The 17,063-nt window shown below is 61.2% G+C and carries 18 protein-coding genes; 7 read left to right on the top strand and 11 right to left on the bottom strand.

Annotated elements, in window-relative coordinates; genetic code table 11:
• The first annotated feature begins 20 nt into the window (after positions 1-20).
• Positions 21-527, top strand: a complete 507-nt coding sequence (locus Q1A89_RS18065; protein ID WP_299731606.1) for a ClpXP protease specificity-enhancing factor SspB — start codon at positions 21-23, stop codon at positions 525-527.
• Between the two features lie 20 nt (positions 528-547).
• Here the strand turns inward: Q1A89_RS18065 and Q1A89_RS18060 are convergent, their stop codons facing one another.
• Positions 548-1,117, bottom strand: coding sequence for a hypothetical protein (locus Q1A89_RS18060; protein WP_299731603.1), 570 nt, complete (start codon positions 1,115-1,117; stop codon positions 548-550).
• A 184-nt stretch (positions 1,118-1,301) separates the two neighbouring features.
• On the opposite strand from Q1A89_RS18060, the gene fumC reads away from it, so the two are divergent.
• Genes fumC through Q1A89_RS18045 form a run of 3 tightly spaced genes read left to right on the top strand, consistent with a single transcriptional unit; the run spans position 1,302 to position 3,111 of the window.
• A complete protein-coding gene (fumC, locus tag Q1A89_RS18055) occupies positions 1,302-2,693 on the top strand; it encodes a class II fumarate hydratase (protein ID WP_299731600.1) in 1,392 nt (463 codons plus the stop codon).
• Positions 2,690-2,887: a DUF4169 family protein gene (locus Q1A89_RS18050; RefSeq protein ID WP_299731597.1), complete on the top strand. Its 198-nt coding sequence runs from the start codon at positions 2,690-2,692 to the stop codon at positions 2,885-2,887. The genes fumC and Q1A89_RS18050 overlap by 4 nt, the downstream gene beginning before the upstream one ends.
• Entirely contained in the window at positions 2,884-3,111 is a 228-nt protein-coding gene (locus Q1A89_RS18045) for a ribbon-helix-helix domain-containing protein (RefSeq protein ID WP_299731593.1), read from the top strand. Before Q1A89_RS18050 ends, Q1A89_RS18045 begins: the two co-directional genes overlap by 4 nt.
• Here the strand turns inward: Q1A89_RS18045 and Q1A89_RS18040 are convergent.
• Complete coding sequence (locus Q1A89_RS18040; RefSeq protein WP_299731590.1) at positions 3,108-3,860, bottom strand: cytochrome c biogenesis protein CcdA; 753 nt, start codon at positions 3,858-3,860, stop codon at positions 3,108-3,110. The genes Q1A89_RS18045 and Q1A89_RS18040 overlap by 4 nt on opposite strands.
• Before the next feature lie 93 nt (positions 3,861-3,953).
• On the opposite strand from Q1A89_RS18040, the gene Q1A89_RS18035 reads away from it, so the two are divergent.
• The gene (locus tag Q1A89_RS18035; protein WP_299731587.1) at positions 3,954-4,181 is read left to right on the top strand and encodes a sulfurtransferase TusA family protein; all 228 of its coding nucleotides are present in this window, start codon (positions 3,954-3,956) and stop codon (positions 4,179-4,181) included.
• A 42-nt stretch (positions 4,182-4,223) separates the two neighbouring features.
• On the opposite strand, the gene Q1A89_RS18030 is transcribed toward Q1A89_RS18035, so the two are convergent.
• The 9 genes from Q1A89_RS18030 to purC form a co-directional block, all read right to left on the bottom strand.
• Positions 4,224-6,878, bottom strand: a complete 2,655-nt coding sequence (locus Q1A89_RS18030) for a ribonuclease E/G (protein ID WP_299731584.1) — start codon at positions 6,876-6,878, stop codon at positions 4,224-4,226.
• A 730-nt stretch (positions 6,879-7,608) separates the two neighbouring features.
• Entirely contained in the window at positions 7,609-7,764 is a 156-nt protein-coding gene (locus Q1A89_RS18025; protein WP_299731581.1) for a hypothetical protein, read from the bottom strand.
• Between the two features lie 57 nt (positions 7,765-7,821).
• Positions 7,822-8,682, bottom strand: a complete 861-nt coding sequence (locus Q1A89_RS18020) for a hypothetical protein (RefSeq protein ID WP_299731578.1) — start codon at positions 8,680-8,682, stop codon at positions 7,822-7,824.
• A gap of 163 nt (positions 8,683-8,845) precedes the next feature.
• Positions 8,846-9,652: a hypothetical protein gene (locus Q1A89_RS18015; RefSeq protein ID WP_299731575.1), complete on the bottom strand. Its 807-nt coding sequence runs from the start codon at positions 9,650-9,652 to the stop codon at positions 8,846-8,848.
• A gap of 3 nt (positions 9,653-9,655) precedes the next feature.
• Positions 9,656-10,990: a sigma-54 dependent transcriptional regulator gene (locus tag Q1A89_RS18010; RefSeq protein WP_299731572.1), complete on the bottom strand. Its 1,335-nt coding sequence runs from the start codon at positions 10,988-10,990 to the stop codon at positions 9,656-9,658.
• Positions 10,991-10,996: 6 nt separating this feature from the next.
• On the bottom strand, positions 10,997-12,793 hold the full coding sequence (locus Q1A89_RS18005; protein WP_299731569.1) for an ATP-binding protein: 1,797 nt from the start codon (positions 12,791-12,793) through the stop codon (positions 10,997-10,999).
• Positions 12,794-12,829: 36 nt separating this feature from the next.
• Positions 12,830-13,498, bottom strand: a complete 669-nt coding sequence (gene purQ / locus Q1A89_RS18000; protein WP_299731566.1) for a phosphoribosylformylglycinamidine synthase subunit PurQ — start codon at positions 13,496-13,498, stop codon at positions 12,830-12,832.
• The gene (gene purS / locus Q1A89_RS17995) at positions 13,495-13,725 is read right to left on the bottom strand and encodes a phosphoribosylformylglycinamidine synthase subunit PurS (RefSeq protein WP_299731563.1); all 231 of its coding nucleotides are present in this window, start codon (positions 13,723-13,725) and stop codon (positions 13,495-13,497) included. The genes purQ and purS overlap by 4 nt, the downstream gene beginning before the upstream one ends.
• Before the next feature lie 42 nt (positions 13,726-13,767).
• The gene (purC, locus tag Q1A89_RS17990) at positions 13,768-14,529 is read right to left on the bottom strand and encodes a phosphoribosylaminoimidazolesuccinocarboxamide synthase (protein ID WP_299731560.1); all 762 of its coding nucleotides are present in this window, start codon (positions 14,527-14,529) and stop codon (positions 13,768-13,770) included.
• 150 nt (positions 14,530-14,679) lie between these two features.
• Here purC and Q1A89_RS17985 point away from each other — a divergent pair, with 150 nt between their 5' ends.
• Together Q1A89_RS17985 and Q1A89_RS17980 are read left to right on the top strand one after the other, a co-directional pair.
• Entirely contained in the window at positions 14,680-15,000 is a 321-nt protein-coding gene (locus tag Q1A89_RS17985; RefSeq protein WP_299731558.1) for a DUF1476 domain-containing protein, read from the top strand.
• A 166-nt stretch (positions 15,001-15,166) separates the two neighbouring features.
• The gene (locus Q1A89_RS17980) at positions 15,167-17,047 is read left to right on the top strand and encodes a phosphatidylglycerol lysyltransferase domain-containing protein (protein ID WP_299731556.1); all 1,881 of its coding nucleotides are present in this window, start codon (positions 15,167-15,169) and stop codon (positions 17,045-17,047) included.
• Positions 17,048-17,063: the final 16 nt, after the last annotated feature.

Below are 17,063 nucleotides of genomic sequence, written 5' to 3'. Positions count from 1 at the left end.
TGTAAAGTGCGAGGAGTGCCATGGGCCGCAGCATTGATTACGGCAACCTGATGCATGAGGCCATGCGCGGCCTCATCCGCAAAGTGTTGAGTGATGTTGCCGAACGCGGGCTGCCCGGATCGCACCATTTTTTCATCACCTTCGACACCAGCCATCCGGATGCGGAACTGGCCGATTGGCTCAGCGATCGCTATCCCGGCGAGATGACGGTGGTGATGCAGCACTGGTATGACAAGCTGGATGTGGGCGAGGATGGCTTTGCCGTCACGCTGAATTTCGGCGACGCGCCCGAGCCACTTTATGTGCCTTACGACGCGATCAAGACCTTTGTTGACCCATCCGTCGAATTTGGTCTGCGCTTTGAAACGCAGGACGACGAGGACGGGATTGATACGGCGACCAGCAAGTCCCCGGACATCCTGCCCCGCCCGCCTGCGGCCAAGCCAAAACCGCTCAAAAGTGACGACGATGACGATGCACCGGCCAAGGATGCAGAAATCGTGTCGCTGGACAGTTTCCGGAAATAATCAGGCCATCGGCCCATGTGTCACTCGCGGGCGAGAAACGTCTCGACCGCGCGCTGAATTTCGCCGTCCCGGATGGTCTGGAACCGCAGATCAAGGCCGCCATCTGCAAGCGTGCGGTCATATTGCTGCAGGCTATAGCCGCCATCGGCCCCCACAAACAACGAATAGACGGTGAGGGTTTCCCCCACGATCCGCGACCAGACATAGGGTTCCCCCTTCATCGGGTCGAGCTGGACCTCGTGGCCAAAGACGTTCTTGCGCTGTGCGGCGGCAAAGACCGCACCCCGCCCGCTGTCGACAAAGTCGATCTCGTAGGATTTTTCGCGCACCTCACCGTCCGTGCGGTACGTGACCGACGTCCATTGCACGCGAAACCCGTCCGACGTCTCGGAAATCTCGACGCTCATGTCGCGCGGGATCTTGGTGCCGTCCAGTGACGTGACCTCGGCTGATCCGCTATAGGTGCCGATAAAGGCCGACGCATCGGCGCGCGCCATGCCGACGAACAGGGCACAGGCCGCGCTGAGCGCAAAGAGTGCCGCCACGATGTGATGCAGGCCGGAAATTTTGGCGGTGCGGGTGGTTGGCATGGTCGAACTCTCCCAAAAATGCGCGCTCCTTATAACATAGTGCGATACCGGCAAAGTTTCATCACCCTTTCTGCCATTGTTCCCTTCACGAACGCGCGTGTAAAAACCAGCACGCTTGTCTGTGCCGCACCCGCCCGGTAAACGCGAGGGCAAGACACTGACAATTGCAGCAAGGACCAGACCTATGGCCGACACCCGCACCGAATCCGACAGTTTTGGACCGCTCGAGGTTCCGGCCGACAAGTATTGGGGCGCCCAGACCCAACGCTCGATCATCAACTTTCCCATCGGCTGGGAAAAACAACCCGTCGCCATCGTGCGCGCATTGGGAGTGATCAAGCAGGCCTGTGCGATGCAGAACAAGGCGCAAGGCGGGCTCGATCCGCAACTGGCCGATGCGATCATTCAGGCCGCAAGCGAAGTGGTGGCAGGCAAGTTCGACGACAACTTCCCCCTCGTGGTCTGGCAGACCGGGTCGGGCACGCAGTCAAACATGAACGCCAACGAAGTCATCGCCAACCGTGCCATCGAAATCCTCGGCGGCGTGATCGGATCGAAAGATCCGGTGCATCCCAACGATCACTGCAACATGGGCCAGTCGTCCAACGACACCTTCCCGACGGCCATGCACATCTCGACCGCAATGATGGCGCGCGATGTGTTGCTGCCGGGGCTGGAAAAGCTGCACGGCGCATTGCAGGCCAAGGTCGAGGCATTTGACGGCATCATCAAGATCGGGCGCACCCACACACAGGACGCCACACCGCTGACCCTCAGCCAGGAGTTTTCCGGCTACACTCATCAGGTTGCCATGGGCATCCAGCGGGTGAAGGACGCGCTGGGGCGCATCTATGAACTGGCGCAAGGGGGCACTGCCGTGGGCACGGGCCTCAACACCAAAGAAGGCTGGGCCGAGGCGGTCGCAGCCCACATGGCCGAGATCACCGGCCTGCCCTTTGTCACGGCCCCCAACAAGTTCGAGGCCTTGGCCGCCCATGACGCCATGGTCGAGATGTCGGGTGCGCTGAAAACCGTATCCGCGTCGCTCTTCAAGATTGCCAACGACATCCGCCTGCTCGGCTCTGGCCCGCGCTGCGGTCTGGGCGAGTTGGTGTTGCCCGAGAATGAACCCGGCAGTTCCATCATGCCCGGCAAGGTGAACCCGACCCAGTGCGAGGCGCTGACGCAGGTCTGTGCCCATGTGATGGGCAATGATGCGGCTGTTGGGTTCGCGGGCAGTCAGGGGCATTTTGAGTTGAACGTCTACAAGCCCATGATGGCCTATAACGTATTGCAATCCATGCAGTTGCTCGGCGATGCGGCCTCGGCCTTTACCGACAATCTGGTGGTCGGTCTGGATGCAGACCGTGTGCGCATAGACAAGTTGATGCGCGAGTCGCTGATGCTGGTCACAGCGCTGGCCCCCGAAATAGGCTATGACAACGCCACCAAAGTGGCCAAGACCGCGCACAAGAACGGCACGACCCTGCTGGAAGAGGCAATTGCCCTCGGATTTGTTGATGAAGAGACGTTCAACCGTGTTGTGCGCCCCGAAAACATGATCGGCCCGAAGTGAGCGACAGCCCCATCAACCTCAACAAGGTGCGCAAAGAGCGCGCCCGCGCCGCAGACAAGGCGCGGGCCAACCAGAACGTCGTCGCCTTCGGGCGCAGCAAGGCCGAAAAGCAGGCGGTGGGCAAGGAAGAGGAGCGCACGCGGCGACAGTTGGACGGCAAGGCGCTGCGCGACGACGGTGACGACACCGCATGAGCGGGCGGCCGCAAAAACACTCGCTCACCCTCAAGGGCCACCGCACCAGCGTGTCGCTGGAAGAGGAATTCTGGACTGCCTTTCGCGCCATCGCTGCCAAAGAAGGCAAACCAATCAATGCATTGGCGAGCGAAATTGATGCAAGTCGTGATCCGGATGTGGGACTGGCCTCGGCAATTCGCGTGTTTATCTTGCAGCGGTTGACTGCGCAGCTATCCGATTAGCCAAAGGTCGCCAGCACCGGGAAGCGTTCCAGCAGCCAGAACGAAAACCGCGTGAACCAGCCAAACAGCATCGCGGCACCAACCAGCAAAAGCAGGCCGCCCATCACCTTTTCGATCAGGCCCATATGGCGCTTGATGCGGTTCATGAACCCCATTGCCCGGCTCATGAACATGGCCGCCAGCAGGAATGGAATGCCCAGACCGGCCGCGTAAATGCCCAACAGAACCGTCCCACGGGTCACCGACGCCTCGGTGGCGGCAAGCGTCAGAATCGCGCCCAGTTGCGGGCCGATGCAGGGTGTCCAGCCAAAGGCAAAGGCCAGGCCCAGTACATAGGCGCCAAAGGACGACCCGCCCTGATCCCCCGCATCCATCCGCGCCTCTTGATCAAGGAACGGAATGCGGAACACGCCAAGGAAATGCAGGCCGAAGACCATGATGACAGCTCCGGAAATCTGCGAAAACAGCACCTGGTTCATCAGGAAAAACGCACCGAACGCCGAGGCGGCAAAGCCAAGGAACAGGAACACCGTGCTCAGCCCCAGCACAAAGAACAGTGCTGTGATGACCGCCCTGTTGCGCTTGGTTGAGCCTTCGGACATCTCCGACACGCTCATCCCGGACATATAGGCGAGATAGGGCGGCACAATGGGTAGCACGCAGGGGCTGAGAAAGCTGATGATCCCGGCCAGCAGCGCGACGCCCATCGCGGGAACAAGGCTTGCGTCGATGATTTCGATTCCGAACATGCCCTCACCCCTATCCCGGCGCGCGGGCTGCGTCAGCCCCCGCGCGGTCACATGTCTGTGGACAGGCTGAAACATCGCCCCTACATCGGCACTATGGATGACACGTATACTCTCGATGCCACGGGCCTGTTGTGCCCCCTGCCCGTGCTCAAGGCGCGCAAGCGTTTGCAGGCCATTGCGACGGGCGAGACCCTGACCATGCTCGCCGACGATCCCGCCGCGATCATTGATGTTCCGCATTTTTGCGACGAGGCGGGCCACATATTGGTCTCGAGTGACCAGAGCGGCCCGGTGCAGACCTACGTGATCCGCAAAGGCTGATCCCGAAAGAAAAAGGGCGCACCCTGCGGCGCGCCCCTCACTTTACTTGCCCAGCGACCACCAGCCGCGTTTTTTCGGCTTGGGTGGGACGTCCTCGGCGACCGTGTCGGCCACCGTCTCTGCCGCTGCTGCGACCGGCTCGGGTGCAGGTGGCTCGGGTTCCGGCGCGGGTTCTGGCTCTGCCGGGGCAGCAGCCTCTTGTGGCGCTTCCGCGGCGGGGGCCTCTTCGACAGTGGGTTTGGGCGCGCGTTTGCGGGTCCGTTTCGGCTTGGGCGGCGCCTCGGCTTCGGCCTCGGGGGCTTCGGCGCTTTCCTCGGCCGCCGCCTCTGGTGCAGGTTGCTCGGCCGCAGGGGCCTCGCTTTCGGCCTTGGGTGCATCGGCGGATTTGGAACGGCGCGTGCGCGTTGGCTTCTTCTTCGGCGCAGGAGCGTCCGCCTCTGCCTCTGGTGCCGCTTCAACTTCGGGCGTCTCGCCCTCTTCTGTCGCCTGAGGCGCGTCGTCATTCTCGAACGCGGCATTCTCGTCGGCCCCGTTGTTATCCTGACCATTGCCCTTGCCGCGACCCCGACGACGCCGACGGCGGCGGCGTTTGGGTTTTTGTTCGCCATCCTCTTCGGAAGGCGCGCTGACAGGCGCAGAGCCGGCGGGCGCAGGCGCTTCGTCCTCGACCACCTCTGTGATGTCCTCGTCCTCGTCCACCTGATCCATCAGAGAGGTGTCGACCGACACCACCGCTGTCTCGACCGCCTTGACCACACGGGTGGCGGTCTTGAACTTTTCGATGGTGAAATCGGGGCTGATCAGATGCGGCTCGCCTTCGATGCGGACCGACAGACCATAGCGGGCCTCGATCTGCGCGATATGCTCGCGCTTCTGGTTCATCAGGAAGTTGGCGATGCCCACAGGCGCCTTGACCAGCACCTCACGCGAGCGGCGGCGGGTGCCTTCTTCTTCGATCTGGCGCAGGATGGACAGGGCCAGGTTGTCGTCCGAACGGATCAGACCCGTGCCATGACAGGCCGTACAAGGCTGTGTCGTGGCCTCGATCATACCGGGACGCAGGCGCTGGCGGCTCATCTCCATCAGGCCAAAGCCCGAGATGCGACCGACCTGAATGCGGGCGCGATCCGTCTTCAGCTTGTCCTTCATCCGCTTTTCGACGGCGGCGTTGTTCTTGCGCTCGTCCATGTCGATGAAGTCGATGACGATGAGGCCTGCAAGGTCACGCAGACGCAACTGGCGCGCCACCTCTTCGGCCGCTTCAAGGTTGGTCTTGAGGGCGGTGTCCTCGATCGACCCTTCTTTGGTGGAGCGGCCGGAGTTCACGTCGATGGCCACAAGCGCCTCGGTGATTCCGATTACGATGTAGCCACCGGATTTCAGCTGAACTGTCGGATTGAACATGCCGCCAAGGTAGGTTTCCACCTGATAGCGCGCAAAGAGCGGTAGGCTTTCGGTGTAGAGTTTCACGTTCTTGGCGTGGGACGGCATGATCATTTTCATGAAGTCCTTGGCGGTGCGATAGCCCCGCTCGCCTTCCACAAACACCTCGTCGATATCGCGGTTGTAAAGGTCACGGATCGAGCGTTTGATCAGGTCGCCTTCCTCGTAAATCTTCGCGGGTGCGATGGATTTGAGGGTCAGCTCGCGGATCTGTTCCCAGAGCCGTTGCAGGTATTCATAGTCGCGCTTGATCTCGGCCTTGGTGCGCTGGCTGCCTGCCGTTCGCACAATCAGACCGGCGCCTTGTGGTACGTCAATCTCGTTGGCGATCTCTTTCAGTTTCTTGCGGTCAGCGGCATTGGTGATCTTGCGGCTGATCCCGCCACCACGGGCGGTGTTGGGCATCAACACGCAGTAACGTCCGGCCAGCGAAAGGTACGTTGTCAGCGCCGCACCCTTGTTGCCGCGCTCTTCCTTGACGACCTGCACCAGCAGGATCTGGCGGACCTTGACGACCTCTTGGATCTTGTATCGCTTGGGGCGCGGTTTGCGGGCCGGGCGGATGTCTTCGCTGTCATCCTCATCGGCAACGGATTCGATGCTGTCATCCTTGGCCGTTGCGTCCGGGCCCTTGGGTGTCTCGTCGTCGTCATCGTCATCCGACTCGCTGTCGGCCTCAGAGACAGCCTCGGACACGTCATCGCTGTCGGTCTCTTCACCGGCTGCAGGTGTTTCCACGGGCGTCTCGGCCACCGTTTCCATGGGCGAGGCCGCCTCGTCCGCGGGCACTTCTGCTTCGGTCTCGGTCTCTGCCCCGGCGTCCATTTCGAGGTCGATGGTCTCCATGCCCTCGATCTCTTGCGTGGCCTTGGCATCCTTGTCCTTGGTGGCTGCGCTACGCGAGCGTGACCGGCGCTTGGGTTTGGGCTTTTCATCGGCTTCGTCGCGGGCCTTTTGAGCCTCAACATAAGCGCGCTCTTCCTCCATCAGGGCCTGACGGTCGGCGACGGGGATCTGGTAGTAATCGGGATGAATCTCGGAAAAGGCGAGGAACCCGTGGCGATTGCCGCCATAGTCCACGAACGCCGCCTGAAGCGACGGTTCGACCCGTGTTACCTTTGCAAGATAGATGTTGCCAGCGAGCTGGCGTTTGTTCTCGGATTCAAAGTCAAACTCCTCGACCTTGTTTCCGTCCACCACCACAACGCGAGTCTCTTCCGCGTGGGTGGCATCGATAAGCATTTTCTTAGCCATTTAAGTCCATTGCGCGCGTGCACGCGGCCCGTCCCCGGAGGAGCAGGCCGTCGTACCGCGTGTCTTGTCTGGGCGATATGCGGCACGCGGCAGGCCTGACCCGGGGGGCCTTCTGCTGGAACTCTCAATGTCCTTGCGCGTGTCATCGCGGTTCTTCTCCGACGCAAATCACCCCTTGGGGCGCTGCATCCGTTCATTAGCTGCGCGCGGCATGTGCCGACGTCAGCATCTCGTGGCCCCGTTGGGGGCCCAATCGGTCTGTCACGGCATTCGCGGGGCTGGCCCGTCAAAACACAATCGACAGCGAAACTCGTATCCGGGGCGACGCGAAACAGCGTCGGAAACCCGTATGCATAGATAAGGCGAAGACAGTGCCAATGACAATGGGGAATCTGAGGTGCGCACCCGGATCGGAGTGCGATCGATTTCCCGCCATGCGGGTACTCGTCTGTTTTTTAAGCACCCCTGCCCCCACGCCATGACGGGGGACCGGGCCGAAGGCGTCACAGGATTTCAATGGCTTTGCCCTGTTTCATTCGCTTGATCAGATCGGTCAGCTTGGCGCCATGCAGCAAGCTGGTTTTGGGTTCATCCTTGAGGGTTTTCGCAAATCCCTGATGACACCCGGCCAGGCTGGGTCATCCCACTTGTCCTGTAACGCAATGGCATCCCGAAGCTCGCCCGAAGGCACACTGATCTGATCCATCGCGCTTGGGTGGATGTATGTCTGCTAAAGTCTCAACGGGTCATACGGCCCGAGCAAAAAATTCAGATGGTGCAAGTTATGCTCGGTCTTGAGTTGCGCCCGCAGAAACTTGGACAATTCCTTCTTGGCCATAACGCCTTCGACGGTGCTTGGGTATTTCCGATTGCCTATCACTTTCATGATCTTGCTCCTTTAGTCGGGCCCGCTGGCGGACCCGACACTGGGTTATCGCCAAGGTCACTGGATGGTTTCAAAGGCCTTGCGCTTTTGCATCCGCTTGAAAATGTCGATGAGCTTGTCGCCGTTCAGCAGGCTGTTGAGAGGCTCGTCCTTCATGATCTTGCCAAAGATCACTTCTGCCGTGGTCTTGTCCTTGCGGTGCATGGCAAGAATAAAGGCCCGGATGCGGTCCAGTGGCTTGTCGCCTTTCAGGTTCTGAAACCCGCAGACCTGCAGCGCTTTCTTGTTCAGCTTGATCTCCGGTGTCTGGGCCTGCAGCGGTTCGGCTTCGGGCCCTTTCATCCGCTTGGCAAAGCCGCCTTCGTAAAGAAATTCGTTGAGGGTATCGACCTTCAGCTTGGATTTCTCCGCCCGCAGCATTTTTTCGGCTACTGGCCGGATTGTCGGCGGGCCGAACTTGTTCAACGCGGCAATGTATTTGCGCAGCAATTCGACGTTCTGGATCCGAAGCTGCTTGGCCGCGCGAATGACCGGCGGTGCCTTCTTGTCGTTTTCGCCTTCGTCTGCGGGCATGTTCGCCGGCGTGTCCATGGTTCCGCCCTGCGCCTTGTGGTAGGCGAGGAACTCTTCGGATTTGTACATGCGTTCCAAAGCATTGAGTTCGATCAATCCTTTGATGTGCGTGCGGGCCGCGGTGACAACTTTGGCCCATCCCTTGTGGTTCCAATCGCCGGCCAAGGCGTCGGCTGCGGTAAACAATTTGCCGGGAATGTTCACGCCCTTGGGCAGGCTGTTTTGCAGATAGGTGTTGTAAAGGTATTCGGGGTCGAACTTCTCTTCGAGAAATTCGTACAAGTGATAGTCGAATTCCGCTTTCAACTGGGCTTGCAGCAGTTCGTTGAGCTTCGATTTGCGCATGACCGCGTCGTACGAGTCAGGATACTGCCTGTTGCCAATAACTTTCATGTCTTGTCCCTTTCAATCTCTTTTGCCAGACGCGACCAAGCGCGCCATCATGCTCCGTTAACGGGTGAGCAGGCGGGTTTATTCGATTGAAATAGAAATTTTTTGCGCCGCGGTGCTACATGTCCCGCCGACAGCGGTCGCGCTCTTGTTCGGACAGGTTGCTGCAGAACAGGTTCAGCTGGATGTCGCGCCGCGTGGTATAGTCCGCCGCGGAATAGACCCGGCGGACCATTGGGTTGAACGGCCACGCATAGTAGCTTTTGGAGGCATAGGGCAGCAGCATCAAAACCCGCGCGCTGCGCAGATCAAAGGCGGACGGGTCCTGTACCTCGAGGATGGCATAGTCCACACTCACGTCGTTTGGCAGCGTGTCGACACCGGGCAGGTTCAGCATGTCCAGCAGGACGTGCTCATCACCGCGAAAATCCGACCACATCAGGTAATCGACAGGTACGCGCGTGCCTTGCGGTGTCTCCACTGTCTTGCGGTCCTTGTACTCGCCCGGCGCGGGCACATGTTCGAAAAATCGCAAATCTGCAAAGTCGACGGGCCCGGCGGCCAGTGCGGCTGCGGCCTTGTCGCGGTTGTACAGCCCAAAGGCGCGCGCGGGTGTGTTGAAGCGGTGGATGGCGGTGTGCGGCGTGCGCACCGTGTCGTCACTGACAAAGACCTTGCCATCGATGGCAATGCTGTCGGGCAATATGGCGAGGCCCCACATGGCCTCTGCCTGCAGCCGCGCGCGCTGGTGGTCGATCAGCGGGACAAAGACGAAACCGACACACCAGAGCAGCCCAAGCGGTAAGACCCAGATGCGCCAACACTTGCGCCACAGCCAGACACCCAGCAGCGGCACCAGCACGTACAGCAGGTAAAACAGCACCGCCAGAATGAAATCCAGCGCAAAGCCCGGCCCGAGGTCCATCGATCAGAGGTAATCTGACCTTTGCAATCCGTACTTGGCCATCTTTTCGTTCAGCGTCCGGCGCGGCAGACACAGCTCGTCCATCACGGATGCGATCGAGCCCTTGTGGCGGCGCATCGTATTGTCGATCAGCATCCGCTCGAACGCTTCGACGTATTCCTTGAGTGGCTTGCCTTCGGTGGTCATCACCGGCTGCATTTCCTCGTGGTCGTTCATCAAGAGCGAGGCGATGGATCCCGTCCCGCGCCGCGCCTGCAGCACGGCCCGCTCGGCGATGTTGATCAGCTGGCGCACATTGCCCGGCCAAGGGGCCTGCAACAGTTGGGCCGCCTCTTGCGCTGACACCTTGGGCGCGTCACAGCCATATTCATCGGCAAACTGGTCCGAGAGCCGCGTGAACAGCGTCAGGATGTCCTCGCCACGCTGACGCAACGGAGGCACCGTGATCTTGAGCGCCGCAAGCCGGTAATAGAGATCGGGACGCAGCGCGTCCTCGCAGGTGCGCCCGGCCTCTTGGAGATTGCTGATCCCCACAATGCGGGTCTCGGCGGGCGTGCCCTGATCGTTGATCACGCTCAAAAGGCGCGCCTGCAGGCTTTCGCTTAGTGCTTCGATATCTTCGAGCACCAGCGTGCCGCCACGCGCCTCTTCGATGGCGGGCAATTGGGCGTCTTCGGGCTGCATGGGCCCAAACAGACGCTTGGCCAGCGCCTCTTCTTCCCAGGCCGAACAGCTGATCAGGACAAAGCGTTTGCCCGCGCGGGACCCCACCGCATGCAGCGCATGGGCCACCAGCGTTTTGCCGGTCCCCGTCTCGCCGTCGATCAGCACATGGCCGTCGGCCTGACCGAGATCGAGAATGTCCTCGCGCAGCCGCTCCATCACAGGGCTCTGCCCGATCAGCTTTTTCATCAACTGCCCGCCATCAGACAACTCGCGACGCAAGGCGCGGTTGTCCATGGTCAGGCGGCGCTGGCCCGTGGCCTTCTTAGCCAGTTGTGACATGCGATCCGGGTTGAACGGTTTTTCTAGAAAATCAAAGGCACCGACACGCATCGCCTCGACCGCCATCGGCACATCGCCGTGACCGGTGATCATGATCACCGGCAAGGCGCTGTCATTGCCCATGAGTTTTTTCAGAAACTGCATCCCGTCCATGCCCGGCATCTTGATGTCGGAAATGACGATGCCGGGATATTCGGGCCCCAGCACTTTCAGCGCGTCTTCGGCGCTGGCGAAGGTTTCGGTGTCATAGCCCGAAAGGGCCAGCCACTGGCTGATCGATTGCCGCATATCCTGTTCGTCATCGACGATTGCAATTTTCATCGCTTGGGTCATCTGAACTTACTCCGCCGCTTCAATTTTCTTGTCGTCGTCATGGTCGTCTTCTTCGGCCTGCTCACCCAGAACAGGCAATTGCATCTCAAACACCGCGCCGCCGGACTGGCCGTTGCGCGCTGTCAGACGTCCGCCCAGATCGTTCACAATGCCCGAAGAGATGGCAAGCCCCAGGCCAACACCGTCGCCGGGCTGTTTGGTGGTGTAGAACGGCTCGAAGAGCGCGTCGAGATCGGCAATTCCGGGGCCGTTGTCGCGCACCGTGAGGGTGGCGGTTTCGCCAGCCGACAGGATGATGTCGACTTGGGGTGCGCGCATCGTCTTGGTCGCATCAATGGCATTGCGCAGCAGGTTGACCATCACCTGCTCGATGCGCAACCGATCCCCCAGCACTTCGACCGGATCGGGGGGCAGAACGCGATTGATCTGGACCCGGCGCTGGCGCAGTTGCGGCTCCATCATCGACAGGCTTGAGGCCAGCGCGTCAGCCATATTTACAGGGCTCAGCGCGTCCTGTCCCTTGCGGGCATAGGATTTGAGCTGGCGCGTGATGGCCCCCATCCGCTCGATCAGATCGTCGATGCGGCCAAAGCTAACCAGCGCCTCGTCAGGTCGGTTGCGGCGCAGCAAAAGGCGCGCACCGGCAAGGTAGGTTTTCATCGCTGCCAAGGGCTGGTTCAGCTCGTGACTGACGGCCGCCGACATCTCACCCAGGGCGGCCAGTTTGGATGATTGTTCAAGGGTTTGTTCGGCCACGGCCAGGTCTTCCTGCACCCGTTTACGCTCGGCAACTTCCCGCTGCAACTGCACGTTCAGACGGCGAAGCTCTGCCGACTCGCGCGCAAATGACGCCACACGAAAGGCCGAGCGACGGCTGAGCGCATAAAAGGCCAACGCCAGCAGAATGGCGAATCCCATGATCTCAAGCGCCAGCACCCCGTTCACCCGTTCGCGCACCGACTCGTAGGTGGTGAACGAAACCATGCGCCAGCCGCGAAACGGGATGCGGTTTTCCAGTCGCATCATCGCCTCGCCCTGAATGTAGGCATCCGCCGGCAACGCCGTCCAATCGGCGGTCACGCGGATCGCGCGTTCAATGGCGCCTTGTGGGGTTTGTCGCTCCAGCGCGTCTTCTTCGGTGCGGCCCCGCCAGCGCGGTTCGGTGGCGATGATTATCTGTCCAAGGCTGTCGGTGACAAACACCGCGGCTGAGGTCCCGGCCCAGGCGCGCTCGAATTTCTGCAAATCGACCTCGACCGCGATCACACCCAGCGTGTCCCCCCCGGCCATGATCTTGCGCGAATAGGTAAAGGAAAAGCCGCCCGCCTCGCGTGGCGTGGCGCTGAACACGGTGTCCGAGGCGCGCAAGGCATCAATAAAGAACGGATCGGTGCGGTGATTGCTGCCCAGCCGATCGCGATCCGTCGCCGCCACAGCCCGCCCGTCGATATCCATCAGGATCAGGTTCGCCGCCCCGATTTCCTCAACAAACGAGATCAGGCGCTGCGTGGATTGTTGATAGTCGGCTGAATTCAGCGCCCCAATCAACGTCGGATCACGGGCCAGCAGTTGCGGCACGATGGCACTTTGGCGCAATTCGCTCAGCAGGTTGCCCGAATAAAGCGCAAGGCGCAATTCGGCACGGTTGCGGGTGGTTTCGGTGAAACGGTCCGTCAGCAGGCGGTTGGTGACAAACACGGTGGCCACAGCAACCACCGTAAGCACCACAAGCGCGAGCCGCACACGCCAACCAATGATACGCGGCGCCTGAGCAGAATTTGCGAGCTGAGAAAGCGGACCCATTGTTCCAACATAAGCGCCGGAGCGGGGCCTCTCAAGTCACGCTGTGGTCAGTTGCGTGGCCACTGCGCGGAACAACGCCTGTCCGTCGGTGCCGCCATGGCCTTGATCCGCCGCCCGTTCGGGGTGCGGCATCATGCCAAGAACGCGCCGGTTCTCCGACAGGATGCCCGCAATGTCGCCCATCGACCCGTTGGGGTTGTCCGTATAGGTGAAGGCAATGCGATCCTCGCCGCGCAAGGTATCAAGTGTGGCGGCGTCTGCGAAATAGTTGCCATCATGGTGCGCGATCGGAATGTCGATCACGTCGCCCGCGTTGTAGCCTTCGGTATAAGCCGATTGCGAGGTCTCGATACGCAAGCCCACCGTCTTGCAGATGTATTTGAGGCCTGAGTTGCGCAACAGCGCGCCCGGCAGAATGCCGGTCTCGGTCAGCACTTGAAAGCCGTTGCAGACGCCCAGCACATAACCGCCGCGCTCTGCATGGCCCTTCACGGCCCGGCAGATCGGAGAATTCGCCGCAATTGCCCCGCAGCGCAGGTAGTCACCAAAGGAAAAGCCGCCCGGCACGCCAACCATGTCGATGCCCGCTGGCAGGTCCGTGTCCTTGTGCCAGACCATCTCGACCTCGGCCCCTGCTGCGCGGAACGCCACGGCCAGATCGCGATCACAGTTCGACCCGGGAAAGACGACAACCGCGGCCTTCATGACAAATCGACCCGATAGCTTTCGATCACCGTGTTGGCGAGCAGCTTCTCACACATCGCCGTCACATCCGCCTCGGACGTGCCATCGGCCAGATCAAGCTCGATCACCTTGCCCTGCCGCACGCCCTCGACCCCGTCAAAGCCAAGCGCCCCAAGTGCGTGGCGCACCGCCTCGCCTTGCGGATCCAGAACGCCGTTCTTCAGCATCACATGCACAGTCGCTTTCATGACCAGCCCTTCATTGTTCCAAAAATATGCATGATCCGACGCTCAGTTGATGAGCGTCGGCTTGGTGATGGGCGCGGACGTCTTGGGCATGACCCCCAGACGGCGCGCCACTTCGGTATAGGCATCCGTGAGGTTGCCAAGATCGCGGCGGAACACGTCCTTGTCGAGCTTTTGGCCGGTTTCGATGTCCCACAAACGGCAGCTGTCGGGGCTGATCTCGTCGGCCACGATCAGGCGCATGAAATCCCCGTCATAGACGCGACCGACCTCGATCTTGAAATCTACGAGGCGAATGCCAACAGCCATCATCACACCACTCAGGAAATCGTTCACGCGCAGCGCGAGGCTCAGAATGTCGTCCATGTCCTGCTGGCTGGCCCAGCCGAAGGCGGCGATATGTTCCTCGGTCACCAGCGGGTCACCCAGATTATCGTCCTTGTAGCAGTATTCGACGATGGGGCGCGGCAGTTGCGTGCCCTCTTCGATCCCAAGGCGCTTGGACATGGTCCCGGCGGCATAGTTGCGCACGATCACTTCCAGCGGCACGATCTCGACCTGGCGCACCAGCTGTTCGCGCATGTTCAGACGCTTGATGAAATGCGTCGGCACGCCAATCTGCGCCAGCCCGGTCATGAAAAATTCGCTCAGGCGATTGTTCAGCACACCTTTGCCGTCGATCACGGCCTTTTTCTGTGCGTTGAAGGCGGTGGCGTCATCCTTGAAATACTGGACAATCGTGCCCGGCTCGGGACCTTCATAGAGGATCTTGGCCTTGCCTTCGTAAATCTTTTTGCGTCGCGCCATGGGCGTCCTTTCCCTTGGGGCCGCAGGGTGAGTCTGCGCCGCCTGTCGCCCTCATAAGCATTCGGGGGTAGGCTCGCAAGCAAAGGGGTTGCAAGGCGCGCCCGCCCCCCGCATATCTTGAGAAACAACTTGATCCCACGGAGTAGGCCCATGAGCACCTTTGATGACCGCGAAAACGCCTTTGAAAACAAATATGCCCATGACGCAGAAATGCAGTTCAAGGCCGAGGCCCGCCGCAACAAGCTTTTGGGCATGTGGGCCGCTGGCCTGATGGGCAAATCGCCCGAAGATGCCGCCGAATACGCCCGCGAGGTCATCAAGGCCGATTTCGAAGAGGCCGGGGACGAGGACGTCTATCGCAAGGTCTCAGGCGATCTGGGCGATCTGGCGGACGAGGCCACGATCCGCGCGCAAATGGCCAGTCTGATGGTTGAAGCCAAGGGGCAAATCCTGAACGAAGTGCAGGAATAACAAATCATTACACGTCACAGGTGATCTGAATTGACGCGCAGGCCCTGCCCGGGTCTGCGCGTTTTTATGTGTTTTGCGCACAAGCCATCGGCGGGCGTTAAGCATTGGCTTAGCCCGGTACGCTAATCCTGTCCGCGGGTAATGTGGTTCGAGGGTTGTGGGTTTCATGTTTGCTTTGGTTCTGTCGTCACCGGTTCGGGTCGTGCTGCGCGCGGCTGTGCCAGTGGCCGTCCTCGCGCTCTGCGCGCTGCTGCTGGCGCCGACCCTGTCGATGGACGTGGTGCTGTCGATGCCGGAGCGCCTTGGCGACATTTCATGGGGCCGCTGGGTGTTGGCCCTTGCCTGCACAATGGGCAGTTTCTGGGCCGTTGCCCAATATGACGCTCTCGCTCATCGCGCGCTTGGCACCGGCATCTCGCCGCAGCGGGCGCAGGTCAGCGGTGCGATCGGCATTGCACTGGGACAAACCCTTGGCTTTGGCGTGGTCACTGGTGCGGTCGCGCGCTGGCGCATGCTAGGCGACTTGCGCCTTGGGCAGGCGGCCAAGGTGTCAGCCTTTGTTGGTGCAAGTTTCGTGATCTGCTGGGCCGTGTTGGCCGCACTGGCCTCTCTGATCCTGCCGGGACCCGAATGGGCGTTCTGGCCCGCGCTGGCCGTCTGCTTGGCCGTGCCCGCATTGCCGGTGGTGTTGCTGCTGTGCCCCGTCATTCGGACATTTGGTGTTGAGTTTCACTTGCCAAGCCTGCCGATCAGCGGCGCGATCCTGTTCTGGGCGCTGATCGACACGGGCCTGGCGGCGACGGCTCTGTTCATCCTGCTGCCCGCCGGCACGCTTGACTTTGCAACCTTCTTTCCGCTGTTTCTTATCGCTTTGGGCAGCGGGCTTGTGTCCAACACGCCGGGCGGGGTCGGCCCGTTCGAACTCGTCTTGCTGAGTGCGGTGCCTGCCGGCGATCCAGCGGCGATCATCGCCGCGATCCTCGGGTTCCGGGTCGTCTATTACGCCCTGCCCGCCATTTGTGCAGGTCTTGCGTTGATGCGCCCCTTTGGCCGCAGCATCACCCCGGCCCTGCGCACCCCGCCCGCTCGCGCAACTGGTCCGCGCAGCGAGGTAGCAGTGGTGGCGCAGAATGGTGGGGCCATCGCGGCCAGACGCGACAGCACCCTCGCCCTGTGGCCAACCGCGCAGACCCTGACCCTGTTCACCGACCCCATGGCTGGATCACGCGACGCTGCGCTCGACCATATCCAAACGGCGGCCCGCGCTGCGGGCAAACTGGCGCTGATTTACAAATGCGACGCCCGCATGGCGACAACTGCCCGCACCGCAAGGTGGCGCGTCCTGCATTTTGCGGATGAAGCCGTGGTGGACCTTGCACGCTTTGATCTGTCCGTGCCGTCTCGACGCGCCCTGAGACGCAAGCTGCGGGCGACCGAAAAAGCCAATGTCACATTGCGCGCGGGGCATCCGCTGCCCTTCACTGCGATGGCCCGTATCGACGCGGAATGGCAAGCCTCTCACGGGCAGGCGCGCGGCGGCAGCATGGGGCGCTATTGCCCGGACTACGTGGCGCGGCAATGGGTTGGCTGCGCCTATGTTGCGGGCCGTCTGGTGGGGTTCGTGACGGCCCATCGCGGCCCTGATGAGTGGTGCCTCGACATCATGCGCCACAGCGACGACGTTCCTGACGGCACAATGCACGCGTTGGTCAATGCCGCCATCACGGCGGCTTCCCGGGCGGGCGCCTCACGCTTTTCGCTGGCCGCTGTGCCCGCCTGCCCCGACCCGCACAGCGCGGTCTGGCGATGGGCGGCATTCAAGGTCGCTGCCCGCGCGGGCGGACGCGGTTTGCGCCAGTTCAAATCCAGCTTTGCCCCCCGCTGGGTGCCCAGATACGCCGCTGCACAATCCTGGGGCGGGCTGACACTGGGGCTGGCCGATATCGCCCGCGTGATCCAGCGCCCCGGCTCCTTGGCACCTGCCACCACAACCGAACCTCATAATGTTGATGAAAATTATGAACTGGATTCAATCAAGGCCGCGTGAGAAGCAGCCAGACATC

The organism is uncultured Tateyamaria sp. (assembly GCF_947503045.1).
In the GTDB taxonomy this organism is placed as follows: domain Bacteria; phylum Pseudomonadota; class Alphaproteobacteria; order Rhodobacterales; family Rhodobacteraceae; genus Tateyamaria.
This window is presented reverse-complemented; position numbering and strand designations above follow the sequence as displayed.